At 66.5% G+C, this 25,382-nt stretch carries 24 protein-coding genes; 16 read left to right on the plus strand and 8 right to left on the minus strand.

The window, feature by feature from the left end; translation table 11 throughout:
- Positions 1–11: 11 nt before the first annotated feature.
- The 3 genes from AC07O3_RS10165 (at position 12) to AC07O3_RS10175 (ending at position 3,219) form a co-directional block, all read left to right on the plus strand.
- Positions 12–449, plus strand: coding sequence for an ExbD/TolR family protein (locus AC07O3_RS10165; protein ID WP_093055930.1), 438 nt, complete (start codon positions 12–14; stop codon positions 447–449).
- Between the two features lie 3 nt (positions 450–452).
- Positions 453–1,370, plus strand: coding sequence for a cell envelope integrity protein TolA (gene tolA, locus AC07O3_RS10170; RefSeq protein WP_495339214.1), 918 nt, complete (start codon positions 453–455; stop codon positions 1,368–1,370).
- A 118-nt stretch (positions 1,371–1,488) separates the two neighbouring features.
- Positions 1,489–3,219, plus strand: coding sequence for a peptidoglycan D,D-transpeptidase FtsI family protein (locus AC07O3_RS10175; protein ID WP_495339215.1), 1,731 nt, complete (start codon positions 1,489–1,491; stop codon positions 3,217–3,219).
- A 15-nt stretch (positions 3,220–3,234) separates the two neighbouring features.
- Here AC07O3_RS10175 and AC07O3_RS10180 read toward each other — a convergent pair whose 3' ends face one another.
- The 3 genes from AC07O3_RS10180 to AC07O3_RS10190 all read right to left on the minus strand — a co-directional run bounded on the left by AC07O3_RS10180 (position 3,235) and on the right by AC07O3_RS10190 (position 8,521).
- A complete protein-coding gene (locus AC07O3_RS10180) occupies positions 3,235–3,588 on the minus strand; it encodes a YgiW/YdeI family stress tolerance OB fold protein (protein WP_093055924.1) in 354 nt (117 codons plus the stop codon).
- Between the two features lie 113 nt (positions 3,589–3,701).
- On the minus strand, positions 3,702–7,220 hold the full coding sequence (dnaE, locus tag AC07O3_RS10185; RefSeq protein ID WP_495339216.1) for a DNA polymerase III subunit alpha: 3,519 nt from the start codon (positions 7,218–7,220) through the stop codon (positions 3,702–3,704).
- A gap of 56 nt (positions 7,221–7,276) precedes the next feature.
- The gene (locus AC07O3_RS10190) at positions 7,277–8,521 is read right to left on the minus strand and encodes a tetratricopeptide repeat protein (protein WP_426388958.1); all 1,245 of its coding nucleotides are present in this window, start codon (positions 8,519–8,521) and stop codon (positions 7,277–7,279) included.
- A 123-nt stretch (positions 8,522–8,644) separates the two neighbouring features.
- On the opposite strand from AC07O3_RS10190, the gene AC07O3_RS10195 reads away from it, so the two are divergent.
- The 5 genes from AC07O3_RS10195 (at position 8,645) to AC07O3_RS10215 (ending at position 13,985) form a co-directional block, all read left to right on the plus strand.
- Positions 8,645–9,430, plus strand: coding sequence for a sulfurtransferase (locus tag AC07O3_RS10195; protein WP_495339217.1), 786 nt, complete (start codon positions 8,645–8,647; stop codon positions 9,428–9,430).
- 32 nt (positions 9,431–9,462) lie between these two features.
- Positions 9,463–10,179, plus strand: coding sequence for a response regulator (locus tag AC07O3_RS10200; protein WP_093073641.1), 717 nt, complete (start codon positions 9,463–9,465; stop codon positions 10,177–10,179).
- Positions 10,130–11,737 carry a sensor histidine kinase gene (locus tag AC07O3_RS10205; protein ID WP_495339218.1) on the plus strand — a complete coding sequence of 536 codons (1,608 nt, stop codon included), beginning with the start codon at positions 10,130–10,132 and terminating at the stop codon, positions 11,735–11,737. Before AC07O3_RS10200 ends, AC07O3_RS10205 begins: the two co-directional genes overlap by 50 nt.
- A gap of 144 nt (positions 11,738–11,881) precedes the next feature.
- A complete protein-coding gene (locus AC07O3_RS10210; protein WP_176928806.1) occupies positions 11,882–12,412 on the plus strand; it encodes a tripartite tricarboxylate transporter TctB family protein in 531 nt (176 codons plus the stop codon).
- Between the two features lie 4 nt (positions 12,413–12,416).
- Positions 12,417–13,985 carry a tripartite tricarboxylate transporter permease gene (locus tag AC07O3_RS10215; RefSeq protein WP_093055914.1) on the plus strand — a complete coding sequence of 523 codons (1,569 nt, stop codon included), beginning with the start codon at positions 12,417–12,419 and terminating at the stop codon, positions 13,983–13,985.
- 62 nt (positions 13,986–14,047) lie between these two features.
- Here AC07O3_RS10215 and AC07O3_RS10220 read toward each other — a convergent pair whose 3' ends face one another.
- From AC07O3_RS10220 to AC07O3_RS10235, 4 genes are read right to left on the minus strand one after another with little or no spacing between them, the layout of a single operon-like run.
- A complete protein-coding gene (locus tag AC07O3_RS10220; RefSeq protein WP_093055912.1) occupies positions 14,048–14,971 on the minus strand; it encodes a pirin family protein in 924 nt (307 codons plus the stop codon).
- Between the two features lie 29 nt (positions 14,972–15,000).
- Positions 15,001–15,552, minus strand: a complete 552-nt coding sequence (locus tag AC07O3_RS10225; protein ID WP_093055910.1) for a flavodoxin family protein — start codon at positions 15,550–15,552, stop codon at positions 15,001–15,003.
- Between the two features lie 34 nt (positions 15,553–15,586).
- On the minus strand, positions 15,587–16,054 hold the full coding sequence (locus tag AC07O3_RS10230) for a DoxX family protein (RefSeq protein ID WP_093176003.1): 468 nt from the start codon (positions 16,052–16,054) through the stop codon (positions 15,587–15,589).
- A 34-nt stretch (positions 16,055–16,088) separates the two neighbouring features.
- Positions 16,089–16,790 carry a pirin family protein gene (locus tag AC07O3_RS10235; protein WP_093055906.1) on the minus strand — a complete coding sequence of 234 codons (702 nt, stop codon included), beginning with the start codon at positions 16,788–16,790 and terminating at the stop codon, positions 16,089–16,091.
- Between the two features lie 160 nt (positions 16,791–16,950).
- On the opposite strand from AC07O3_RS10235, the gene AC07O3_RS10240 reads away from it, so the two are divergent.
- The 5 genes from AC07O3_RS10240 (at position 16,951) to AC07O3_RS10260 (ending at position 22,155) form a co-directional block, all read left to right on the plus strand.
- Positions 16,951–17,904: a LysR family transcriptional regulator gene (locus AC07O3_RS10240; protein WP_495339219.1), complete on the plus strand. Its 954-nt coding sequence runs from the start codon at positions 16,951–16,953 to the stop codon at positions 17,902–17,904.
- Between the two features lie 130 nt (positions 17,905–18,034).
- Positions 18,035–19,138, plus strand: a complete 1,104-nt coding sequence (locus AC07O3_RS10245; protein ID WP_093073629.1) for an NAD(P)/FAD-dependent oxidoreductase — start codon at positions 18,035–18,037, stop codon at positions 19,136–19,138.
- Positions 19,139–19,145: 7 nt separating this feature from the next.
- Positions 19,146–20,108 carry a tRNA glutamyl-Q(34) synthetase GluQRS gene (gene gluQRS / locus AC07O3_RS10250; RefSeq protein ID WP_495339220.1) on the plus strand — a complete coding sequence of 321 codons (963 nt, stop codon included), beginning with the start codon at positions 19,146–19,148 and terminating at the stop codon, positions 20,106–20,108.
- A complete protein-coding gene (trmB, locus tag AC07O3_RS10255; RefSeq protein WP_495339221.1) occupies positions 20,105–20,875 on the plus strand; it encodes a tRNA (guanosine(46)-N7)-methyltransferase TrmB in 771 nt (256 codons plus the stop codon). The genes gluQRS and trmB overlap by 4 nt, the downstream gene beginning before the upstream one ends.
- Before the next feature lie 113 nt (positions 20,876–20,988).
- Positions 20,989–22,155 (plus strand): ABC transporter substrate-binding protein, encoded by a 1,167-nt coding sequence (locus AC07O3_RS10260; protein WP_495339222.1) that lies wholly within the window; start codon positions 20,989–20,991, stop codon positions 22,153–22,155.
- A 15-nt stretch (positions 22,156–22,170) separates the two neighbouring features.
- Here AC07O3_RS10260 and AC07O3_RS10265 read toward each other — a convergent pair whose 3' ends face one another.
- Complete coding sequence (locus AC07O3_RS10265) at positions 22,171–22,893, minus strand: Crp/Fnr family transcriptional regulator (RefSeq protein ID WP_495339337.1); 723 nt, start codon at positions 22,891–22,893, stop codon at positions 22,171–22,173.
- Between the two features lie 120 nt (positions 22,894–23,013).
- Between AC07O3_RS10265 and AC07O3_RS10270 the strand changes: the two genes are divergently transcribed.
- The 3 genes from AC07O3_RS10270 to AC07O3_RS10280 all read left to right on the plus strand — a co-directional run bounded on the left by AC07O3_RS10270 (position 23,014) and on the right by AC07O3_RS10280 (position 25,375).
- On the plus strand, positions 23,014–23,604 hold the full coding sequence (locus AC07O3_RS10270) for an HD domain-containing protein (protein WP_093073621.1): 591 nt from the start codon (positions 23,014–23,016) through the stop codon (positions 23,602–23,604).
- Between the two features lie 18 nt (positions 23,605–23,622).
- Positions 23,623–24,390 carry a class II aldolase/adducin family protein gene (locus AC07O3_RS10275; protein ID WP_093055891.1) on the plus strand — a complete coding sequence of 256 codons (768 nt, stop codon included), beginning with the start codon at positions 23,623–23,625 and terminating at the stop codon, positions 24,388–24,390.
- 106 nt (positions 24,391–24,496) lie between these two features.
- Positions 24,497–25,375, plus strand: coding sequence for a bile acid:sodium symporter family protein (locus tag AC07O3_RS10280; protein WP_093073620.1), 879 nt, complete (start codon positions 24,497–24,499; stop codon positions 25,373–25,375).
- Positions 25,376–25,382 lie beyond the last annotated feature (7 nt).

Consider the following 25,382-nt stretch of genomic DNA (forward strand, 5'->3'; position numbering starts at 1 on the left):
AGGCGCAGCGCATGCCCGCCGTTTCATCCCGGGGCCGCGGCCGCCGGACGATCAACGAGATCAACATGGTCCCGTTCATCGACGTGATGCTGGTGCTGCTGATCATCTTCATGGTCACGGCACCGCTCATCACGCCGAGCGTGATCAACCTGCCTTCGGTCGACCGCGCCAACAAGCAGCCCGACAAGCCCATCGAGATCGTCATCAAGAGCGAAGACGAAGTGCAGATCAAGAAAGACCCGTCCACCGGCTCGGGCGGCACCTCGATCCCCATGACCCAGATCGGCTCCGCGGCCAAGCAGGCCCAGGGCGGCGACGACCAGCGCCCGGTGGTCATCAGCGCCGACAAGTCGGTGAAGTACGAAACCGTCGTGAAGGCGATGAACCAGCTCAAGCGCAGCGGCATCGAGCGCGTGGGCCTGTCGGTCACGACCACGGGCGGCAAATAAGGCATGTCGCTCGCACTGGATCGCCCCGAGTTCGCGCCGCCGCCACAGCGCGGCACGCCGCGTGCCGTCGTGCTGGCCCTCATTGCGCATGCGTTGCTGATTGCCGCGCTGACCTGGGGCGTGCGCTGGCGCAGCGACCCCGACGAAGGCGCGGTCGACGCGGAGCTGTGGTCGTCCACGGTGCAGCAGGCGGCACCCCGTCTTCAAGCACCGCAAGCCCCCACGCCTGCCCCCGCGCCGCCGCCGCCCGCACCCGCACCGCCGCCCCCACCGGTGGCGAAGGCGCCCGAGCCCGCACCCGCGCCGAAGGCGCCCGACATTGCCCTGGAGCGCGAGAAGAAGCTCAAGGAGCAGAAGGAACAGAAAGAGCGCGAACTCGAGCAGCAACAGCAGCAGAAGAAGAAAGAGCTCGAAGCCAAGCAGCGCGCCGAAGACGAGGCCCAGCGCAAGAAAGAGCAGCAGCAGAAGCTCGCCGACCAGAAAAAGCAGCAGGAAGCCGAGGCCAAGCAGGCTGAAGCCAAGAAGGCCGAGGCTGCGGCGAAGCAGGCAGCCGCCGATCGTGCCGCCGCGCTCAAGCGCATGCAGGGTCTTGCGGGTGCCAGCGGTGCCGACGATTCGAAGGGCACAGCCCAGCGTTCGTCGGGCCCTTCGAGCGGCTACGCCGGCCGCATCGCCGCGGCCGTGCGCCCGAACATCACCTTCCCCGATGCCGACATGGTCAACGGCAACCCGGCCGCGGAATTCGAAGTCAACCTGGCGCCCGACGGCACCATCGTCGGCGTCAAGCTCAGCAAGTCGAGCGGCCTGCAGGGCTGGGACGAGGCCGCCGAACGCGGCCTGCGCAAGACCGAGAAGCTGCCGCGCGACACCGACGGGCGCATCTTCCCCTCGCTGATCGTGTCGCTGCGGCCCAAGCGCTGACGGCACAACGTCGATTCGTGCATCGATTCCGGGCGGCAATGAACAACCGCCCGGAACTCGTTCGATGCCGCGCTGTCTACACGCGGACAACAACAGCCGGGCGCCACGCCCGCACAAGATGAATCCCAACGGCCGCATCCGCTACGGCAGCAGTCCGCTGCTCGCCAGCCCCACCCCCGTGTGGCGCAGCAAATTCATCGTGGCCAGCATCGCCTTCGGCTTCGTGCTGCTGGCAGGCCGGGCCGCCTATGTCCAGATCTTCAACAACGACTTCTTCCAGCATCAGGGCGAGGTGCGCTACCAGCGCACACTGGAGCTGCCGGCCAACCGGGGCCGCATTCTCGACCGCAACGGGCTGATCCTGGCCTCCGACATTCCGGCGCCCAGCATCTGGGCCATTCCCGAGGACATCGAGCGCGACGACCCCGAGGTGCAGGCCAAGCTCAAGCAGGCCGCCAAGCTGCTCGGCATGCCGCAGAAGGACTTCGACAAGAAGCTGGAGGATGAGGACAAGACCTTCGTCTGGATCAAGCGCCAGGTCGACCAGCCGGTTGCCAAGGAGGTTGCGGCGCTCAACATCAAGGGCATCTACCTGCGCCGCGACTACCGTCGCCAGTATCCCGAGGGCGAGGCGGCGGCGCACCTGGCCGGCTTCACCAACGTGGAAGACATCGGGCAGGAAGGCGTGGAGCTGGCCTTCAACCAGGAGCTGGCCGGCAAGTCAGGCTCGCGCCACGTCCTCAAGGACCGGCTGGGCCACATCGTCGAGGACACCGAGGACCAGGTGCCGCCGACCGAGGGCCACGACATCCAGCTGAGCATCGACGACCGCGTGCAGTTCGTGGCCTACGAGAAGATCCGCGATGCCGTCGTCGCCAACAAGGCGCGTGCCGGCAGCGTGGTGGTGGTCGATGCGCAGACGGGCGAACTGCTGGCCATGGCCAACTACCCGAGCTACGACCCCAACGACCGCCGCAACCTCACCGGCGAGCAGCTGCGCAACCGCGCAATGACCGACGTGTTCGAGCCGGGCTCGACGATGAAGCCGATCACCATCGCCACCGCGCTGCAGCTGGGCCGAGTCACCCCCAAGACCATCATCGACACCAACCCCGGACGCATCACCGTGTCGGGCGCGACCATCCACGACGACGAGAACTTCGGCGTGCTGACGGTCGAGGGCGTGATCCAGAAGTCGAGCAACGTGGGCGCCACCAAGATCTCGCAGCGCATGACGGCGCAGGAGATGTGGAACTCGCTCACGGCCGTGGGCCTCGGGCAGAAGCCGCAGACACCCTTCCCCGGCGCGGTAACGGGCCGGCTGCGGCCGTGGAAGTCATGGCGCCCCATCGAGCAGGCCACCATGTCGTACGGCTACGGCCTCTCGGCCTCGCTGTTCCAGATCGCGCATGCGTACACCGCCTTCGCGCACAACGGCGAGGTGATCCCGGTGAGTCTGCTGAAGAACATGGGCGAGGAGCCGGCCGGCGTGCAGGTGTTCTCGCCGCTGGTCGCAAGCGAGGTGCGCCAGATGATGCACATGGCTGCCGCGCCCGACGGCACCGCGCCGCTGGCGCAGACCGTAGGCTATTCGGTGGGCGGCAAGACCGGCACCGCGCACAAGCAGGTCGGCAAGGGCTACGCCAGCAACAAGTACCGCGCCTGGTACACCGGCATGTCGCCCATCGACAAGCCGCGCATCATCGTTGCGGTGATGGTCGACGAACCCAGCGCCGGCAAGTACTTCGGCGGGCTGGTGGCGGCACCTGTGTTCAGCCAGGTTGTGCAGCAGACGCTGCGCATCATGAACGTGGTGCCCGACCTCGCCGTGGCGCCAATGGCGCACTGAGCCCGCGAACCCGGTTCAGCGCACTACGCTGAGCCGCTTCACGTCGAGCTCGGCCTTGTTGCCGACCAGGTCCTTGTCGAACTCGCCGGAGATCTCGACGCGCACCTTGTCGTCGATCTTCACGCCGGCCGGGAAATGCTTGGCGTCGATCTCCACTTTCATGCGGCCGGTGTCGTCGGCAAAGGTGTAGTGCTCGCCGCCGTCATGCGACACGATGAAGCCGCGCAGCGTGGCGTGCTGATCATCCTTGCCGGTGTCGAGCAGTTGCTTGACGCTCATCGTCGGCACGGTGCTGGGGCCGGCGTACTGGGCGGATGCGGCAAAGGGCAACGCCAGGGCCAATGCGAGGACGAGGGATGATTTCTTCATGGCGAGTTCCTCCTTGAACTGCTGATTGGAAAAAGCAGAAAGGATCGTAGCGGGCCCGTCAAAGGGCCCACGCCACCCAAGCACTTGTCGCGCTCTTGCAGCGCACGATCAGATCAGTCGTAGACGATCAGCGCCTTGCCCGCTTCCGCCTGCGCGGTCCAGCTGGCCAGCGCCGCATCGGTCGGGAAGAACTTGGCGCGCTCGCCCAGTTGCAGCTCGACCTGCGCGCCGCCACGCGCCATCGACAGACGCACCGGCAGCCCCTGGATCAGGTCGCCGACCTCGGTCTGCTCGGTGCGCGGCGGAAAGTCTTTCAGCAGGCGTGCGATGTCGGGCGCCTTGCCGTTCACCGCCACGCGCAGGAACTTGCCGAAGCGGCAGCGCGCCGTGGCAAGGTCCCACACCTGCTGCACCTGGAAGCGCGCCTCGAAGCCGCCGCGCGCGGGCTGTAGCCGGCCGCTGACGATGACCAGCTCGTCGTCTTTCAGCGTGTTGCGGTTGGCGTTGATGGTCGCCTCGTCGGCGGTGGCGTCGATCGAGTCCGACTTGTCGTCGAGCTTGAAGATCGCCAGCCGGCCGCGCTGGCCGTTGATCACGCGGAAGTCGCTCACGATGCCGGCAATGACCTGCTGGTCGCGGCTGTCGAGCAGGTCGCCGATCTCGCGCTTGCAGAAGCGCCGCACTTCGTGCGAAACCTCGTCGAACAGGTGGCCCGAGAGGTAGAAGCCGACGGCTGTTTTCTCGAGCGTCAGCCGCTCCTTCACGCCCCAGGGCGTGGCGTCGACGAGGTCGGGCTCGGCGGTGGCCGAACCGTGCTCGGCGTCGCCGAAGATGTCGACCTGCGATGCATTGGCCGCGGTGGCATTCGCAAATTCGAAGGCGCGGTCGAGCGAGGCGATCAGCGACGCGCGGTTCTGCTGAATGGCGTCAAAGGCGCCGGCCTTGATCAGCGCTTCGACCGTGCGCTTGTTGATGCGCTGGCGGTCGATGCGCACGCAGAAGTCGAACAGGCTCTTGAACGGCCCGCCCTCTTCGCGCGCCCGCACCACGGCCTCGACCGCGAGCTGGCCCGTGCCCTTCACTGCCCCCAGGCCGTAGCGAATGATCTTGTTGGTGACCGGCTCGAAGCGGTAGTTGCCGCGGTTCACGTCCGGCGGCTCGAAGGTGATGCCGAAGTTTTTCTGGGCGTCTTCGAACAGCAGCTTGAGCTTGTCCGTGTCGTCCATTTCCACGGTCATATTGGCGCAGAAGAACTCGGCCGTGTAGTGAACCTTGAGCCAGCCCGTGTGGTACGCCAGCAGCGAGTAGGCAGCAGCGTGCGACTTGTTGAAGCCGTAGCCCGCGAACTTCTCCATCAAGTCGAAGATTTCATCGGCCTTGTCCTGGACGATGCCGTGCGTTGCAAGGGCGCCCGCGCGGAATTTCTCGCGGTGCTCGGCCATCTCCTCGAGCTTCTTCTTGCCCATTGCGCGGCGCAGCAAGTCGGCGCCGCCGAGCGAGTAGCCGCCCAGGATCTGCGCGGTCTGCATCACCTGCTCCTGGTAGACCATGATCCCGTAGGTCTCGGAGAGCATCTCGGCCACGGCCGGGTGTGGGTACTCCACCGTCTCGCGGCCGTGCTTGCGCGCCACGAAGCTGGGAATCAGGTCCATCGGGCCCGGGCGATACAGCGCGTTCAGCGCAATCAGGTCTTCCAGGCGCGTCGGGCGCGCATCTTTCAGCATGCCCTGCATGCCGCGCGATTCAAACTGGAACACCGCTTCCGTCTTGCCGTCGGAGAACAGCCGGTAGGTGGCCGCGTCGTTCAGCGGGATGTTCTCGAACGCGAAGTTCTCCTGGCCCTTGTGGCGCTTCATGATGAACTCGCGCGCAATCTCCAGGATGGTGAGCGTGGCGAGGCCCAAGAAGTCGAACTTCACGAGGCCGATGGCTTCGACGTCGTCCTTGTCGTACTGGCTCACGGCCGATTCGCTGCCGGGCTGCTGGTAGAGCGGGCAGAAGTCGGTGAGCTTGCCCGGCGCGATGAGCACACCACCGGCGTGCATGCCGATGTTTCGGGTCATGCCTTCGAGCTTTTGCGCGAGCTCGACCAGCATGCGGACTTCTTCTTCCTTCTCGATGCGCTCCGCCAGTTGCGGCTCCATCTCGATGGCGTAGTTGTTCTTGTCGCCCTCGATCTTCTTCTCGGGCGGGTACTGCAGCGTGACCGACATGCCGGGCTTGTTCGGAATCAGCTTGCTGATGCCGTCGCAGAACATGTAGCTCATGTCCAGCACGCGGCCCACGTCGCGGATGGCCGCGCGCGCGGCCATGGTTCCGAAGGTGGCGATCTGGCTCACGGCGTTGCGGCCGTACTTGTCCTTCACGTAGTCGATCACGCGGTCGCGGTTGCCCTGGCAGAAGTCGATGTCGAAGTCGGGCATCGAGACGCGCTCGGGGTTCAGGAAACGTTCGAACAGCAGCTTGTATTCGAGCGGGTCCAGGTCGGTGATCTTCAGCGCATAGGCCACCAGCGAGCCCGCGCCCGAGCCCCGGCCCGGGCCCACCGGGCAGCCGTTGGCCTTGGCCCACTGGATGAAGTCGCCCACGATCAGGAAGTAGCCGGGGAACCCCATGTTCAGGATCGTGTTGATCTCGAACTCCAGCCGCTCCACGTAGCGCGCGCGCTCGGCCTCGCGCTTGGCCTCGTCGGGGTAGAGGTGCTTCAGGCGCACCTCCAGGCCCTCGAACGACTCCTTGCGGAAGAAGTCGTCGATCGGCATGCGCACGCCTTCGCTGATGAAGGGCGTCGGAAAGTCGGGCAGTTGCGGCTTGCCCAGCACCAGCGTCAGGTTGCAGCGCTTGGCGATCTCGACCGTGTTGGCCAGTGCGCTCGGTACGTCGGCGAACAGCGCCTGCATCTCGGCGGTCGACTTGAAGTACTGCTCTTCGGTAAACCGCCGCACCCGGCGCGGGTTGCCGAGGATTTCGCCTTCGGAAATGCACACGCGCGCCTCGTGCGCTTCGTAGTCTTCGCGGGCGGCGAACTGCACAGGGTGAGTGGCAACCACCGGCAGATGCAGCCGGGCCGCCAGCTGCACCGCGGCAATGACATGCGGCTCATCCTCGGGCCGGCCTGCGCGCTGCAGCTCGATGTAGAAGCGGTGCGGAAAAATCCCCGCCAGCCGCAATGCCAGCTCGGCAGCGCGCTCGCCCTGCCCCTGCAGCAACGGCTGACCCAGCGGCCCGGCCTGCGCGCCCGAGAGCGCGATCAGCCCGCCCGCGAGCTCCTCAACCCATTCCAGCTTGCAGGCAGCCTGCGACTGCCCTCGGCCCACGTTCTGCGTCCACGCCCGCGCCAGCAGCTCGGACAGGTGCAGATAACCTTCCATGTTCTGCACCAGCAACACGATGCGGGTGAGCACGCCGGGCTCCTTGCCCAGCCCTTCCACGAAGACTTCCGCACCGATGATGGGCTTGACGCCCTTGCCGCGGCCCTGCTTGTAGAACTTGACCGCCCCGAACAGGTTGTTCAGGTCGGTGATGGCCAGCGCGGGCTGCTTGTCGGCAGCGGCGGCCTTGATGACTTCGTCGATCCGGTTGGTGCCGTCGACGACGGAAAATTCGGTGTGCAGGCGCAGGTGAACAAACATCCGGCCATTGTAGTTTTCAAGGGCACTGGGCACCGCCAGGAAGACCCTCGCTCAGACTATTTCGCCGGTTTTGCGAGACGGGCCTTAAGTCCGGGATCGAGGCGGTAGGCGGCCTCCTCCTCCTCCGTGGCACGCTTCAGATCACCCTTGCTCCGCCAGATTTCAGCTCGCGAAAAATGAGCATCGACGGCGCGCCAAGTCTTGAAACTGATGACCTTGTCGAGATCCACCAGCGCACCGTCGAGGTCGCCCTTGGCCTTGCGCGCATCTGCTCGGCCGAAATAGCCGTCGACATAGTTCGGCTGCACACGGGTGACTTGATCGAAGTCGGCAAATGCCCGATCGAAATCGCGCCTTCTCATCCATTCGTTGCCACGGTAAACATACGCATTTGTCTGCCGCGGCTCGACGCGGATCGCCTCGTTATAGTCAGCCATCGCTTTGTCATGCTCGCCTTTGTCGTGCCACGCAAGACCGCGCCCCACATAAGCCATGGCGAAGCTCGGCACACGCTGAATCGCGCGATCGAAATCCGCGATCGCCCGATCATGGTCACCTTTGCGACTCCACAGGTACCCCCGATTCATAAGCGCCATCGGAAAATTGGGGGCGAGGCGAATAGCTTCGTTGAAGTCCGCCATGGCCTTGTCCAGCTCGTTTTTCTTCAGCCATACAGACCCGCGATTGTTCAGGGCTTGCACATTCCGAGGATCAACACGGACGGCCTCCGTGTTATCCGCAACCGCGCGATCTTGATCGCCGTTATTGCTCCAGAGAATCGCCCGGCCTTGATAGGCATCTGAATTATTGGGGTCTAGGCGAATCGCCTCGGCGAAATCGGCAAGTGCCTTCTCCACATTGCCTAGGTTGGACCACGCCGCACCGCGGTTGGAATATATCGACGAATACTTGGGAGCACTTCTCTCCTCTTTGGCAAGCTGCTTGTGCACTTCGACTGCCTTGTCCAAAAAAGGCAGCGCCTTTCGTGACTCACCCGCCATGTTCCACACCGCCCCACGATTGTTGTAGCCGAAGGGATACAGAGGGTCGATGCGCGAAGCTTCCTCATACTTGACCAAGGCGCTCGCAAGGTCTCCAGCCTCTTTCAGCGCGTTACCTTGGACCGTGTGCGCCACAGCGTACTGCCGCTTCGCGAGACCTTTGGCCGCAATCACGCTATCGCAGGCGGCAAGTCTGTCCGTCGTGAATCCACGCCCCGTATTGCACAGATCGAAAGACTCCTCTATCGCACCAGACGCAGACCAAGCCGGGGCTGCCAAGACGACGGCGACGAGAATCACTGAGATTCTTCGCATACTTCTCCTCGTAATAATTTGTGCGCGGACTTTACAGTCATGACCGCGATAAGACGAAAGCATCCTCCTCGCGCGCTCACTCTTTGCCAGTCCCTACAATCGCGCCCCGTGCAAGAGATTCTGAATATCGCGGCCTACAAGTTCGTGGCCATAGACGACAGCCCCGTGCTGCGCGAAGACCTGCGCGCCCGCACGCAGGCCCTGGGCCTCATGGGCACCATCCTGCTGGCGCCCGAGGGCATCAACCTGTTCCTGGCCGGTAGCGCCGACGGGGTGCGGGCCTTTCTGGCCCATTTGCGTGCCGACGCGCGCTTTGCCGACCTCGAGGCCAAGGAAAGCTGGTCCGCCGCTCAGCCCTTCCGCCGCATGCTGGTGAAGCTCAAGCGCGAGATCATCCGCATGGACCACCCGGCCATCCAGCCCGCCGCGGGCCGGGCGCCCGGCGTGGACGCCCCCACGCTCAAGCGCTGGCTCGACCAGGGCCATGACGACGAGGGCCGCGAAATCGCCCTGCTCGACACACGCAATGCCTTCGAGGTCGATCACGGCAGTTTCGAAGGCGCGATCGACTGGCGCATCGGCAAGTTCACCGAATTCCCACCCGCCCTGAAAACGCACCGCGACGAGTTCAAGGGCAAGACGGTCGTGAGCTTCTGCACCGGCGGCATCCGCTGCGAGAAGGCGGCGATCCTGATGCGCGAAGAAGGCGTGGAGCACGTGCTCCAGCTCGAAGGCGGCATCCTCAAGTATTTCGAGCAGGTCGGCGGCGCGCACTACAAGGGCGACTGCTTCGTGTTCGATGGCCGCGAGGCCCTGGCACCCAACCTGAGCGCGCGCTCGGCACGCGCCAGCGCCCGCGCCTCGGAAGACCCCGACCTCGCCATCAAGCAGTAACGGCAACAAGCCCCACGCACGACAGGCCTCCCATGCGTATCCTCCTGGTGGAAGACGAACTGGACATGGCCTCGTGGCTGATCCGCGCGCTCACGCAAAGCGGCTTCGTGGCCGACCACGCGCCCGACGCGCGCACCGCCGAAGCCTTCATGGCCGGCACCGAATACGACGCCATCGTGCTCGACCTGCGCCTGCCCGACAAGCACGGCCTGAGCGTGCTGGCCGACATGCGCAATGCCGACGACCGCACGCCAGTGCTGATCCTCACGGCGCAAGGCGCCCTGCAAGACCGCGTACGCGGCCTTAACCTGGGCGCCGACGATTTCCTCACCAAGCCTTTCGAGCTGGTCGAGCTCGAAGCCCGCCTGTCGGCCCTGGTGCGCCGCAGCCGCGGCAAACAGCACCCGCGCCTGCAGTGCGCCTCGCTCTCGTACGACAGCCAGAGCCACGCCTTCACGCTACGCGGCACGCTGCTGTCGCTCACACCGCGCGAGCAGGCCGCGCTCACCGCCTTGCTGATGCGCAGCGGCGCGCCGGTCGGCAAGTCGCAACTTTTCGCCAAGGTGTTCACCAACGACAGCACCGCCGGCCCCGACGCCATCGAGGTGGTGCTGCACCGGCTGCGGCGCAAGCTCGCGGACAGCGACGTGCGCATCGTCACCGTGCGCGGCCTGGGCTACATGCTGGAGAGCATTGCCGATGGATCCTCAGCCCCAGCCCAACCCGAACTCCCCGGCGAAGACGACTGAGCCGCAGCCCCAGCGCTTCGGCATCCGCGCGCGGCTGCTCGCGCTGCTGCTGCCTGGCATCGTCGCGCTGCTGGCGCTCGACAGCTGGAACGACTACAAGGCCCTGACCGATTCGCTCGTGGTCGCCTACGACCAGAGCCTGCTCGAACCCGTGCAGGCGCTGGCCAACGGCATCGTGGTGGCGAGCGACGGCAGCGTGCGCGTGCAGGAGCCGTTCTCGATCCAGGCAATGTTCGAGTCCACGCACCTGCGCTACAAGTACCTGCACGTCGGCGTGCAGCGCATTCCCAAGGGCGAAACGCTCGACGTGAATTCGCCCGAGACCACGCTCATGGGCGTGCCCGGCCTGCCCCGCCCGGCACAGCAACCACCCGACGGCACGCCGGTGTTCTACGACGCGGTGCACGAGCAGCACCCGGTGCGCGTGGCCGCGCTGCGGCAGACGGTGTACGACAACGTCCACCCCGGCGTGGCCTACAGCGTGCTGATCCAGGCGGCCGAGGGCACCGGCCCGCGCACCGAGGCCCAGGCCGAGTCGCTGCGCCAGGAGCTGCTGCGCGACACGCGCATGGTGCTGGTGATGGCGCTGCTGGTGTGGCTCGGCGTGGCGTGGACGCTGCGCCCGCTGGAGCGCCTGCGCAGCTCGCTGCGCGAGCGATCGCGCGACGACCTGACGCCGCTCGACGCCAGCGGCGTGCCGCAGGAGGTCGCGCCGCTGGTGGACGCGGTGAACCACCACATCGCGGGCCATCGGCGCATGGTGGCCGAGCAATCGCAGTTCCTGGCCGATGCCTCGCATCAGCTGCGCACGCCGCTGAGCATCCTGTCGATACAGGCCGGCTACGCGGTGCGCGAGACCGATCCGGCGCGCATGCGCGAGTCGCTGCATGCCATCGTCGGGCAGCTCGCGCGAACGCGCCGCCTCAGCGAACAACTGCTGGCGCTGGCCCATGCCACCACCGAAGACGAAGTCGCCCCTGCCGAGCCCACGGTGGTCGACCTCAACGCCATCGCGCGCGAGGTGGTGCTGCAATACCTGCCGCTGGCGCGCGAGAACGACCAGGACCTGGGCTGGGTCGATGCGCGCGGCGACAGCGCCGCCGAACACATCGCCACCGCAGGCGACGACGGAGAAGACACGGACGGCACCGACGAAGCCGGCGATGAAGACGACTCACCCGTGCTGCCCGTGGCGGCCAATGCCGCCGAACTGCACGAGGTGCTTGCCAACCTTGTGCACAACGCCATCAAGTACACGCCGCGCGGCGGCAACATCACCGTGACCGTGCGGCGCGAGGCCTCATATGCGCTGGCCGAGGTGTGCGACAGCGGACCGGGCATCGCACCCGAAAGGCGCGACAGCGTGTTCGAGCGCTTCCATCGCGACCCATCCGTGGCTGCCGTTGCAACACAGGGCGCGGGCCTCGGCCTCACCATTGCGCGCAGCTATGCGCGGCGCAACGGCGGCGAGATCGAACTGGGCAACGCCGACATGCCCGAGAGCCCCAACGGCGGCGGGCTGCGTGCGATCCTCAGGCTGCCGCTGCGCGCCTTCTGAGGCCCTTTTTGCAAGGGTTTCACCCGATACACCGGTACGTGATTACACGTATTTTGCGGGTCGCCGGGCCGTTTGCGCCTGCTCCGAAAGGCGATTGAAAGCCTCGATTCCTAGACTGCGCTCCTTCCAATCGAAGGAGACTCAATGCAGCACCAGCTCGGTGAAGATCCGGCCTCGCACGCGCTTCGGCCCGCTTCAAAATTCAAAAAAGATTACTACGGCGGCGCCCTGCTGATCGTCATCGGACTGGCCGCCGTCTATGCCGGCATCGGCTACCGCGTCGGCGAGCTTGCGCACATGGGGCCGGGCTTCTTCCCGGTCGCGCTCGGTGCGCTGCTGGCACTCACGGGGCTGCTGATCGCTGTCTCCGCGCGCGGTGACAAGCAAGCTGAAGGCGCGAGCGAAGAAGCCGCGTCGCACGGCCATCCGGGCGGCATGCCCGACATTCGCGGCGGCATCTGCATCATCCTGGGCATCCTCGCGTTCCTGCTGTTCGGCGAGTACGGCGGCCTGCTGCCGGCCACCTTCGCCATCGTGTTCATCTCGGCGCTCGGCGACCGAGACAACACGCTGACCGAGGCGCTGCTGCTGTCGCTGGCGATGTGCTTCATCGCGGTGGTGATCTTCTGGTGGGCGCTCAAACTGCAGCTGCCCCTGTTCCAGTGGGGAGGCTGACACCATGATCGGTCAATCGCTCCACGACCTCTGGTTCGGCTTCGGCGTGGCCTTCCAGGGCTCGAACCTGATGTGGTCCTTCTTCGGCGTGCTGGTGGGCAACCTGATCGGCGTGCTGCCGGGCATGGGCGCACTGCAGGCCATCTCGATCCTGCTGCCGCTCACCTACGTGATGCATCCGGTGCCCGCCATCCTGATGCTGGCCGGTATCTTCTACGGCTCGCAGTACGGCGGCGCCATCGGCGCCATCCTGATGAACATGCCGTCGCACCCGCCGCATGCGGTGACCTGTCTGGACGGGTACCCGATGACCAAGCAGGGCAAAGGGGGCGTCGCGTTAGGGGTGACGATGATCGCCTCGTTCTTCGCGGCGTCGGTCGGCATCATCGTGATGATCTTCGCCTCGCCCCTGCTGGTGCAGATCGCGTTCAAGTTCGGCCCGACCGAGATCTTCTCGATCATGCTGCTGGGCCTGCTCGCCGGCTCCACCATGTCGCGCGGCTCGCCGCTCAAGGGCGTGGCCATGACGCTGTTCGGCCTGCTGTGCGGCGTGGTCGGCACCGACGTGAACAGCGGCAGCTTCCGCTTCGCGTTCGGCCTGCCCGAGCTGAGCGACGGCCTCGAACTGGTGGCAATCTCGATGGGCCTGTTCGGCGTGGCCGACTTCCTGCTCAACGTGAACCGCATGAAGACCATCGGCGACACCGGCACGCTCAAGCTCAGCGACATGCGCCCGAGCAAGGAAGAGCTCAAGCGCGCCTTCCCCGCGATGATCCGCGGCACCATCGTCGGCACGGTGTTCGGCGCAATGCCCGGCACGGGCCCGACCATCACCACCTTCATTGCCTACGCGCTGGAGCGCAAGGTGTCGAAGACGCCGAACAAGTTCGGCACCGGCATGATCGAAGGCGTGGCCGGCCCCGAGGCCTCGGCCCACTCGAAGACGCAGGTCGACTTCATCCCGACGATGAGCCTGGGCATTCCGGGCGACGCGGTGATGGCGCTGATCCTGGGTGCGCTGCTGATCCAGGGCATCCAGCCCGGCCCGCAACTCATTACCGAGCACCCGGACATCTTCTGGGGCCTGATCGCTTCGTTCTGGATCGGCAACGTGATCCTCGTGATCCTGAACGTGCCGCTGATCGGCGTGTGGGTGAAGCTGCTGAAGGTTCCCTACAAGTACCTGTTCCCGGCCGCGATGTTCTTCATTGCGACGGGTGTGTACAGCACGCAGAACAGCCTGTTCCAGATCTGGGAAGTGCTGGTGTTCGGCATCGTCGGCGCCCTGCTGATGTCGCTGGAATTCTCGGTCGCACCGATCTTGCTGGGCTTCGTGCTCGGGCCGATGGTGGAAGAAAACTTCCGCCGCGCGCTGCTGCTCTCGCGCGGCGACATGTCGGTGTTCGTGACACGGCCGATCAGCGGCACCTTCATCGGGCTGTGCGTGCTGCTGCTGCTGGGCGTGGGCTACTCGGCCTGGCGCGGTCGTGGCGGTCGCAAGGGCATGGTCGAGCTTCCGAAGGCACCGCCGGGTGCATCGCCGTCGGAAACTGTGGCGATCGGCAACGAGTAACCGCAGAAACAAAAAGGGCCCGATACGTCGGGCCCTTTTTCATTGGCGCTCGAGTTTCAGCTTCAGACCGGCGTGGTGCCCGTATCGGGCTCGCGCACGCCAAAGGGCTTGCCGGGTAGCGGAATGAATTCGGTCTCGCCGGGCACGTGGCCCATGCGCTGGGCGGCCCAATCGGAGCCGGCCTCGAGGATGCGCTCGCGCCGGCTCGATACGAAGTTCCAGGTGATGTAGCGCGGGCCGTCGAGCGGCTCGCCGCCGATCACCATCAGGCGTGCGGCGGCGCTCGCCGTGAGCACCGCGCCTTGCCCGTCGGGCAGCACGGCCATGGTGTGCGCTTCGACCGGCTCGCCATTCACGCTGACATCGGCATCGACTGCGTAGATGGCCAGCTCGGATGCGAGCGCAGGCAATTCGAAGCGCCCGCCTGCAGGCAAGGCGATGTCGAGGTACACGGTCTGCGAAAGCGTCTTGACCGGCGAGCGGGCACCGAAGGCTTCGCCCACCAGCACGCGCACCGCCACGCCCTGCTCCACCAGCTCGGGAATCGCATCGGCCGGCGTGTGCTCGAAGCTGGGTTCGGTTTCTTCATGCGCCTGCGGCAGCGCGGCCCACAGCTGCAGGCCGTGGTTCACGTAGGTGTCGGCCTTGAGGCGATCGGGCTTGCGCTCGGAGTGCACGATGCCCTTGCCGGCGGTCATCCAGTTGATGGCGCCGGGAAGAATCTCCTGCACGCTGCCCAGGCTGTCGCGATGCATCATCGCGCCCTTGAAAAGATACGTGACCGTCGAGAGGCCGATGTGCGGATGCGGCCGCACGTCGTGCTCGCTGCCCGGCTGCTCGGTGGCCGGGCCGAAATGGTCGAAGAACACGAAGGGGCCGACCGAGCGGCGCTGCGCCGCGGGCAGCAGGCGCCGCACCTTGAAGCCACCGCCGAGGTCCTTGTCGTGCGGTTTGAGCAGTTGGGTCTCGGGGGCGGTGTCGGTCATCGTGTTTCTCCGTGGGTGGCGGGTGCCGGTTATTCGCGCGATCTTGCCACTGTGGCAATGCGTTCGCCGAATGCGCGGGCCGTGTCGAAGTCGCCTTTCAGCATTTCAGCCGGGCTCGCATCGGACGGCGATTGCGTCAGCAGGCCGCCGTAGCCGCCCACGTAGTTCATCGAGTCGCGCGTGGCGGCCTTGCTGTTGCTCGGCAGGATGCCCATGCTGACCCAGATGCCGCTGTGCTGCATCGCGAGCGTCCACAGATAGGTCATGGTCGTGACCTTGTCGCCGTTCATGGTGGCGCTGTTGGTGAAGCCGGCGAAGAGCTTGTCCTTCCAGCCCTGCGTGTACCAGACCTTCGACGACGCATCGGCGAACTTCTTGAACTGCCAGCTCACGCCGCCCATGTAGGTCGGCGAGCCGAAGACGATGGCGTCGGCCGCGGCCAGCAGCTCCCAGCCGCCTTCGGGCAGGTTGCCGTCCGCGTCGATGGCGAGCAGTTGGGCGCCCGCGCCGTCCGCCACGGTTTGCGCCACGCGCTGGGTGTGGCCGTAGCCGGAATGGAAGACGACGACGATGTTTGCCATGTTTGGGTGCTCCTGAGTGGGTGAGGTGTTGCGATCAGCGCTTGTCGATGCTGAAGCGGCCGGCACCGAAGCCTGCGAGGGCAAGCAGGCCGCCTGCAATGGCGATGTTCTTGTTGAAGTTGATCTGCTGCATCATTTTCATGGCGTCGGGTGCGGACCAGTACTTGTGGAAGAACAGCGCGGTCGCCACGGTGAAGATTGCCATCACGATCGCGGTCCAGCGCGTCTTGAAACCCAGCAGCAGCGCGATGCCGAGACCCAGCTCGACGATGATCGCAATGGCCGCACCCACTTCGGGCAGCGGCAGGCCGACGGACGTGATGTAGCCAACGGTGCCGCCGAAGCCCATGAGCTTGCCGATGCCGGCGGGAATGAACAGGTAGGCGATCAGGATGCGGCCGATCAGGGCCAGCGTGTCTTGTGCCGAATTGGGTGCAGTGGTTGTAGTTGCCATGATTGAAAAACTCCTCGGTTGTTGAAATTGAAAAGGGAAAAGGGACAAGAAAAGCCGGGCGGCAAGCGCCCGGCAAGGGAGATCAGGCGGCCAGGTCGAACACCAGCACTTCGGCGTCCTTGCCGGCGCCCAGCGTCAGTTGCGATTCGCCTTCCAGCATCGCGGCGTCACCGCCCACGAGCTTCTGGCCGTTCACTTCGAGCTCACCGCGCACCAGGTGCACGTAGCTCTTGCGCTTCGGGTCGAGAGCCAGGCTGGCTTTTTCTTCGCCATCGAGCAGGCCGGCAAACAGGCGCGCATCGGCATGCACCGTCACCGAGCCATCGGTGCCGTCGGGCGAGGCCACGAGGCGCAGCTTGCCGCGCTTCTCGGCGTCGCTGAACTTCTTCTGCTCGTAGCCGGGCTCGATGCCGCGCACGTTCGGCTGGATCCAGATCTGCAGGAAGTGCGTGGTCTCGTCGGCCTTGTGGTTGAACTCGCTGTGCATCACGCCGCGGCCCGCGCTCATGCGCTGCACGTCGCCGGGCGGAATGCTTTCCACGTTGCCCATGCTGTCCTTGTGCGCCAGCTCGCCCGAAAGCACGTAGCTGATGATCTCCATGTCCTTGTGGCCGTGGGTGCCGAAACCGGCGCCCGCCGCCACGCGGTCTTCGTTGATCACCCGCAGGTTGCCGAAGCCCATGTGCTCCGGGTCGTAATAGTTGGCGAAAGAAAAGCTGTGGAACGAGCGCAGCCAGCCATGGTCGGCATAACCGCGTTCCTGTGATTTACGGACTTGCAACATCGTCGAACTCCTTCGGCCCTGCCCTGTGGGGGTGTGCGGGCCTTTTTCGTATGCCGCGCCGGATGCGCAGCGGATGTAAAGAACTTTAGGTCCGCACCCCATTCGGAAAGACGCCGCAGTTTGATGGCACCATTCAAATAATTTGATCAATGGAGCCGCCATGCCCAGCCCCCGTGACGTGCTGACCCCCGACGCCCTCTCCATGCTCCAGACCGTGGCCAGCACCGGCAGCTTTGCCGCCGCCGCCCGCGCCCTCGACCTGGTGCCCAGCGCGCTGAGCTACCGGGTGCGCCAGATCGAGGACGCGCTCGACGTGCTGCTGTTCGACCGCAGCGCCCGCCAGGCGCGGCTGACCGAGGCCGGTGCCGAGCTGCTGCGCGAGGCCGACCGGCTGCTCAACGAGATCGACGCAGTGGCCAACCGCGTAAAGCGTGTGGCCACCGGCTGGGAGCCGATGCTGACCATCGCGGTCGACAGCGTGATCGCGCGCGACCCGCTGCTCGACCTCGCCACTGCCTTCTTCGCGCTGGAGCCGCCCACGCGGCTCAAGCTGCGCGACGAGACGCTGCTGGGCACCATCGAGGCGCTGACCAGCGGCGAGGCCGACCTGGCCATCGGCGCGGTGCTCGATGCCGCGAGCCTGGCACTCACCGCCACGGGCATCCGTACCCGGCCGATCGGCGAGTTGCGCTTCGTCTATGTGGTGGCGCCGCACCATCCGCTGGCGCGCCTGGCCCAGCCGCTGAGCGACGCGGTGATGCGGCAACACCGCGCGGTGGCCGCGGCCGATTCGGCGCGGCACGGACCGAGCATGACGGTGAACCTCATGGGCGGGCAGGACGTGCTCACCGTGCCGAGCATGCAGGCCAAGATCGCGGCGCAATTGCACGGACTGGGTGGCGGCTTCCTGCCTGAGCCGATGGCGCGGCCGTACATCGAGGCCGGGCATCTGGTCGAGCTGAAGACCGAGCGCATGCCGCCAATGGGAACGATGCATTGCGCATGGCGCGTGCGCAGCGCGGGCAAGCCGGGACGGGCGCTCGAATGGTGGCTGGCGCAGTTCGAGCATGAAGGCACGCGGCGTGCGCTGCTCGAGCGGCATCGGGGTCGATGAGGGGTTGACGAGTATTGCCGAGGATTCGCGCAGCGCCGCTAAGGGTGTGTCCTCAGGCGAAGCGGCTCTCGGACCGATGTAGAGTGCAGACACATCCAACCGCATTCCATCCAGAAGAAAAGAGTTCGTCATGAGCACTCGCGCAACTGCAAAGAAGCCGGCCAAGGCCGCCGACCGTCACCGAACCCCAGCCACCCCGCGCGCGCCGCGCAATTTCGCCGTCATCGGCGCCGGCATCGCCGGGGTGGCTTGTGCACGAACGCTGGTGCAGGCCGGCCACAAGGTCACGCTGTTCGAACGCGAGGCCACAGCCGGCGGGCGCATGGCGAGCATCGACACCGCCTTCGGCCGCTTCGACAGCGGCGCGCAGTACTTCACCGTGCGCGACCCGCGCTTTGCGCTGGCGCTCGAAAGCACGCCCGGCCTGTGCAAGCGCTGGAGCGCCAACCTCGTGCGCGTGCTCGACGCCCATGGCCGCGTGGCCGAGGCGGCCTTGCCCTCGCTCGAGCCCCACTGGGTGGCGCAGCCCGGCATGGACGCGCTGGCCGCCCACTGGGCCAAGCCGCTGGGCGACAGCCTCATTACCGGCACGCAGGTCACGCAGATCGAGCCCGATGCGCTCGATGCGAAGCGCTGGCAACTGCGCACCGCGGGCGCCGACGATTCGCAACACGTGTATTCCGGCTTCGACGCCGTGCTGCTCGCCGTGCCGCCCGCACGCACCCGCGCGCTGCTGGGCGACGGCAAGCTCTCGGCCACGCTCAGCCGCAAGATCGAACCCGTGCGCATCGCCCCCTGCTGGACGCTGATGGTCGCCTACCCCCAGGCCAACCAGCCCACCATGTCGCACCTTGGCCCGCAATGGAATGCGGCGCGCAGCACCCACCACCGCGTGGCGTGGCTGGCGCGCGAATCGTCCAAGCCCGGCCGCGAGCCCATCGAGCGCTGGACGCTGCAGGCCAGCGCCACGTGGTCGCAAGAGCACCTGCGCGACACGCCCGCGCGCGTCGAAGCCAAGCTGCTGCGCGCCTTCGCCGAGATCACCGGCATCCATGCCACGCCCGCGCACGCCCAGGCCCTGTGCTGGAACGAAGCGCAGACGCAGGTGCCCGTGGGCACGACGCACCTCTGGGACAGCAAGGCCCGCATCGGCGTGGCCGGCGACTGGTGCACCGGCCACCGCGTCGAAGACGCTTTCCTCTCGGGCCTGTCGCTCGCGCTCGACGTCATCTGATCGGGAGATGAGGGAGACCGGCCGCTTCGCGCCCTCACCCACCGGCCCGCTGCATGCGGGCTCGCTGGTGGCCGCGCTCGCGAGCTGGCTCGACGTGCGCGCCCGCGGTCCGCAGGCGCGCTGGCTGATCCGCATCGAAGACGCCGACACCGAGCGCTGCCTGCCCGGCATGGGCGAGCACATCCTCCAGCAACTGGCCGACTGCGGCCTGCTGCCCGACGAAGCTCCGGTGTGGCAGACGCAGCGCACCGCGCGCTACGAAGCCGCCCTGGCGCGGCTGCAGGCGCGCGGCCTCGCCTACCCCTGCGGCTGCTCCCGCAAGGACATCAACGAAGCCCTCGCGCGACTCGGCCAGCGGCACGAGCGCCACGGCGAGCGCGTCTACCCCGGCACCTGCCGCGATGGGCTGCACGGCAAGTCCGCGCGAGCCTGGCGCTTCGCCACCGAAAAATTCGAGGCCGACCGGCCACCCACGCCGGGCGTGCCCTGGGATGAAACGGCCGATTCCGGCACGGGCAGCGAACTCTGCTGGACCGACCGCCGCCTCGGCCGCCAGTGCCAGAACGTGAGCCGTGAGGTCGGCGATTTCGTGCTGCGCCGCGCCGACGGCCCCTGGGCCTACCAGCTCGCCGTGGTGGTCGACGATGCCGAACAGGGCGTGACCGACGTGGTCCGCGGCGAAGACCTCGCCGACAACACCGCCCGCCAGATCCTGCTGCAGCGTGCGCTGGGCTTTTCCACGCCCAGCTACCTGCACACACCGCTGGTGCGCGGCGCGGACGGCGACAAGCTGTCGAAGCAGAACGGCGCAACATCCATAGACACAGGCTCCCCCGCCGCCGCGCTGGCCGCGCTCGACAGCGCCGCGCGCGTGCTCGGATTGCGGCGCACCACGGGCGCCAACTGCGCGGACGCCCTGGCCGGTTGGGTGCCCGAATGGCGCGCTCTCTACAATTCGCGGCCTCCATGAACTTTCCCGACACCGTGCCCAACGACATCCCGCGCAGCGAAGATGCGCCCACTCCAGACGCCAGCGACGAAGAAGAAGCGGCCAAGCCACACCCGCTGCACCGCCGCCTCAAGAGCTTCGTCAAGCGCGCCGGCCGCACCACCGAAGGCCAGGCACGCGCCTTCTCCGAACTGGGCCCGCTGTTTCTCGTGCCCTACAAGCCCGAACCGCTCGACCTGACTGCGGCCTTCGGCGGCCGCGCCGGCCCGAGCGTGCTGGAAATCGGCTTCGGCATGGGCGAGGCCACGGCGCACATCGCGACCGTGCTGCCCGAAACCAATTTCTTCTGCTGCGAAGTGCACGAACCCGGCGTGGGCGCGCTGCTCAAGCGCATCGGCGAGCAGTCGCTGTCGAACATCCGCATCTGCGCGCACGACGCGGTCGACGTGCTCGACCACATGCTGCAGCCCGGCACGCTGGCCGGCGTGCATGTGTTCTTTCCCGACCCGTGGCACAAGAAGCGCCACAACAAGCGCCGCCTGATCCAGCCCGAGTTCGTGACCAAGCTCGCGCAGCACCTGCGCCCCGGCGGTTACATCCACTGCGCCACCGACTGGCAGCCCTACGCCGAGCAGATGCTCGAAGTGCTTGCGGCCGAGCCGCTGCTGCGCAACACCGCCGAGGGCTACGCGCCCAAGCCCGAATACCGCCCCCTCACCAAGTTCGAGAACCGCGGCATCAAGCTGGGGCATGGGGTGTGGGACCTGGTGTTCGAACGCGCGGCCTGAGCGGCCTCGGCCCTTCCCGGGCCCTCTCATCAGGGAATTCCGCCCCGGCACCCGACTTCCCCCCTGGCCCCGTTATTGCTACACTTTTTTACTAATGTGAAAGAAGGTGTCCAATGAACCCATCTCGCAGGGAATGGTTGAGCAAGGCGGCGTGGGGCGCACTGGCGCTGGGAAGCGGCATCGCCCGACCGGTCATGGCCCAGTCCACGCGCGCGGCGGGCGGCACACCGCGTGTCGTGCTGCTCGGGCAATCGGTGCCTCTCACCGGCAGTGCCTACGAAATAGGCACCGCCTTCGCCGCCGGCAGCCGCCTCGCGGTGAGCGACTTCAACGACAAGAACGCCGCCACCGGCCTGCAGCTGAAGCTGCTTCAGCTCGACGACGGCTACGACGCGGCCCGCGCCGCCGCCAACGCGCGCACCCTGCTCACCACCAACAAGGCCGACATGCTCTTCGGCTTCGTCGGCACGGCCAGCAGCGAGGCCGGCGCGAACGTCGCCACGCAGCAGGGCAGCCTGCTGTTCGCGCCCTTCGCGGCCTCCGACACGCTGCGCGGCGCCGAACACCCCAACGTGTTCCATGTGCGGCCCGGCATGATCGACGAGGCCCTGAAGATCGTGAAGCAGTGCGCCACCGTGGGGCAGACCCGCATCGCGCTGGTGGGCGACGACGACGCCATGGGCCGCGCCGGCTTGGCGGCCGTCGAGCAGGCCATCACCGAGCTCAGGCTCACGCCGCTGGTCGCGAGCGCGCTGGTGCCACCCACCGGCAACAAGCTCGATGCAGCCCTGAAGACGGTGCAGCAGCAATCGCCCCAGGCCATCGTGCTGGTGTCGCTCTCAGGCACCACGGCCAACGCCATCCGCGCGCTGCGCAAGAGCGGTTACTCGGGCAGCTTCATGGCTTTTTCCATCGTCGGCATCGACCCGCTCTACGCCACGCTGGGCAAGGACATCGGCGGCATCGTGATCTCGCAGGTGGTGCCGTCGCCGCGGCCCTCGGCCATTCCTATCGTCAAGGAATACCTCGCGGCCGTGGATAACTCCGACCAGACTGCGTCATACGAAGGCCTCGAGGGCTTCATCGCCGCCAAGGCAGCCGGCGAAGCAGTGCGCCGCGCCGGCCGCGGCTTCAACACCGCGAGCCTGCAGCGCGTGATGTCAGGCATGACCGACTACGACGTGGGCGGCTTCCGCATCAACCTGCGCCCGGGCCTGCGCGACAGCGTGCGCAACATCGACCTGATCAGCATCTCCGCTGACGGCCGGGTCTTGCGCTGACGGCAGCAGGCGGGCCTAGCCCGTGCTCACCAGCTTCTGCAGCGCGTCGAGGGACAACAGCTCGATGCGCCCGTAGCCCAGCGAGACGACGCCCTCGCCCGCCAGCGCATTGAGTTCCTTCGACAGCGTCTGGCGCGTCACGCCGAGCATCATTGCCAGCGCTTCCTGCGGCAGTTGCAGTTCGTGCCGCAGGTGCACCGACTGCGTGGCATCGCCGCGCGCCAGCACCAGCAGCCGGTGCGCCACGCGGGCGCGCAGGCTGCGCAGCGTGGCGTCTTCGGTCAGCCCGTAGAGCATGCGCACGCGCGCCGCGAGCATCGCGGCGATGGCGTTGGAAAAGACCACGTCGCGCATCAGCTGCACGAAGGCCTCGGGCGGCACCATCAGCAGGTCGAGCGCCTCCAGCGCGGTGGCGTCGTGCGTGCGCGGCGAGCCGTCGATCAGCGTGATTTCGCCGAACCAGTTGCCGGGCTCCAGCACCGCGAGGATGGCCTCGCGCCCGTCCTGGCGCAACGATGAAATCTTGATGGTGCCCGCCACCAGCCCGTAGAAGCCGCCGCCCGCCGCGTGAATGGGATCGCCCTGGCGGAACACCATTGCGCCGCGCCGCACGTGGTGGAGTTCGGCCGCGCCCAGCAGCGCCTCGCGCTGGGCGCGCGGCATGCTCATGAACCACGGATTGCCCTCCAGCGCGGCGCGGTGCGCAGCGGAAAGACGCGGTCTAGGGGAGGCAGCCATGGGCATGAACCGCTGCGAGGCGGGGGTTTACCAGAACCCCACATTGTCAAATTCTTGACAGTTCAAGGTCAAGCGCAGGCATACAGTGGCCGGCACCCCACAAGAACGGAGACCCCAGCGATGAACGCACGCGCAAGTTTCAAGAGCATGCAGGAAAGCACGCGCGAAGACTGGCAACTGATCGGCGGCGAATTCATGCAGTTCACGACCGGCCTGCCGGCGCGCGTGATCAAGCACCTGCAGATTCTCGAAGGCGACTACGGCGGCTTTCCGGTCGACCGCTACACCCACTCGCTGCAGACCGCCACCCGCGCCCTGCGCGACGGCCGCGACGAGGAGTACGTCGTGTGCGCGCTGCTGCACGACATCGGCGACACGCTGGGCAGCTTCAACCACCCCGACATCGCCGCCGCCATCCTCAAGCCCTTTGTGAGCGAAGCCAACCACTGGATGGTGCAGAACCACGGCATCTTCCAGGGCCACTACTTCTTTCACCACATCGGCCTGGACCGCGACATGCGTGACAACTTCAAGGACCACCCGCACTACGAGCGCACGGCCGAGTTCTGCGCGCTCTACGACAACCCCGCCTTCGACCCCAAGGCCGAGACGCTGCCCATCAGCGAGTTCGAGCCCATGCTGCGCCGCGTGATGGCGCAGCCGAAGCAGAGCATCTACAAGGCCGCGCTGACCGAACCCGCGGCCGCCTGACATCGACAAGAGGAAACCATGAACGCCTTCTCCCAACCCGAAATCCAGAAGCTCGTCTCCGCCGAGGAGTGGCAGCTTCGCGTCGACCTCGCCGCCTGCTACCGCCTGGTGGCGCTCTACGGCTGGAGCGACCTCGTGTTCACGCACATCAGCGCGCGCATTCCCGGCCCCGAGCACCACTTCCTGATCAACCCCTACGGCCTGATGTTCGACGAGATCACCGCGTCGAGCCTGGTCAAGGTCGACCAGCAGTGCAACAAGATCATCGACTCGCCCTACCCCGTGAACCCGGCGGGCTTCGTCATTCACAGCGCGGTGCATGCCGCGCGCGAAGACATCCAGTGCGTGCTGCACACCCACACCAAGGCCGGCATCGCCGTCAGCGCGCAGAAGAACGGCGTGCTGCCCATCAGCCAGCAATCGACCTTCGTGCTGGCCTCGCTGGCCTATCACGACTACGAAGGCGTAGCCTTCCGCGACGACGAAAAGCCGCGCCTGCAGGCCGACATGGGCAGCGCCAACTTCCTCATGCTGCGCAACCACGGCCTGCTGACCTGCGGCAAGACCATTGCCGACGCCTTTCTTTCGATGTACACCTTCGAGAACACCTGCCAGATCCAGATTGCGGCGCAATCGGGCGGCAGCGAACTCACGCAAGTCAACCCGAAGATCGTCGAGGGCGTAGGCCAGGCGATGAAGGTGCAGACAGGCGGGCTGGGCGGCCAGTTCGTCTGGCCTTCGCTGATCCGCAAGCTCGACCGCATCGACGACAGCTACAAACAATAAGACAGCGTCGACCCCGGTTTCCACGGCTGCCAGCGCCTGCACGACAGGTGCTGGCGGCTATTTTTTTACGCATCAAAACTACAAGAACCATCGAGGAGACAAATCCATGGACGCCACCGTCATCGTTACCCGCTTCCTGTTCGGCGCGCTCGCGCTCGTGATGTTCGGGCTCGGGCTTTCGCTTTCGCTCGCCGACTTCAGGCGCCTCTTCAAGCACCCGAAGGCCGTGACCATCGCGCTCGTGCTGCAGGTCATCGGCCTGCCGCTGGCTTGCTACGCGATCATCGTGGGCTTCGGGCTGTCGCCCGTGTTCGCGGTCGGGCTGATGCTGCTCGCGGCCTCGCCCGGCGGCATCTCGGCCAACCTGTTCTCGCACCTGTTCGGCGGCAACGTGGCGATGAACATCTCGCTGACGGCCGTGAACACGCTGCTGTCCATCGTCACGCTGCCGCTGATCGCGAACTGGGCCATCGGCCATTTCGCGCAGGGCGGCCAGGTGGTGCCGCTGCAGACACGCAAGCTGGTGGAGGTGATCGCCATCGTGCTGGTGCCGGTGGCCATCGGCATGTTCGTGGCCTCGCGCAGCCCCGGCTTCGCTGCGCGCATGGAAAAGCCGACCAAGATCTTCAGCGGCGTGGTGCTCGCGGTGGTGACGGTGCTCGCCATCGCCAACGAGTGGAAGACCATGGCCGCCACCTTCGCCGAGATCGGCGTGCCGGTGCTGCTGTTCAATCTCGTGAGCCTGCTCGCGGGCTACTACCTGAGCCGCGCCGCGGGCCTCGACAAGCCGCTGGCCACCGCCATCAGCTACGAGATCGGCATCCACAACTCCACGCTCGCGATCTTCATCGCGGTGAGCGTGCTCGGCAGCTTCCAGCTCGCGCTGCCGGCGGCCATCTACTCGGTGGTGATGTACATCACCGCGCCGCTGTTCGGCTGGCTGCTGTTGCGCCGGCCCGCACCGGCCGCCGTGCCTGCGCGATGATCGGGCG

The sequence above is a fragment of the Variovorax sp. GW821-FHT09D05 genome (genome assembly GCF_059416325.1).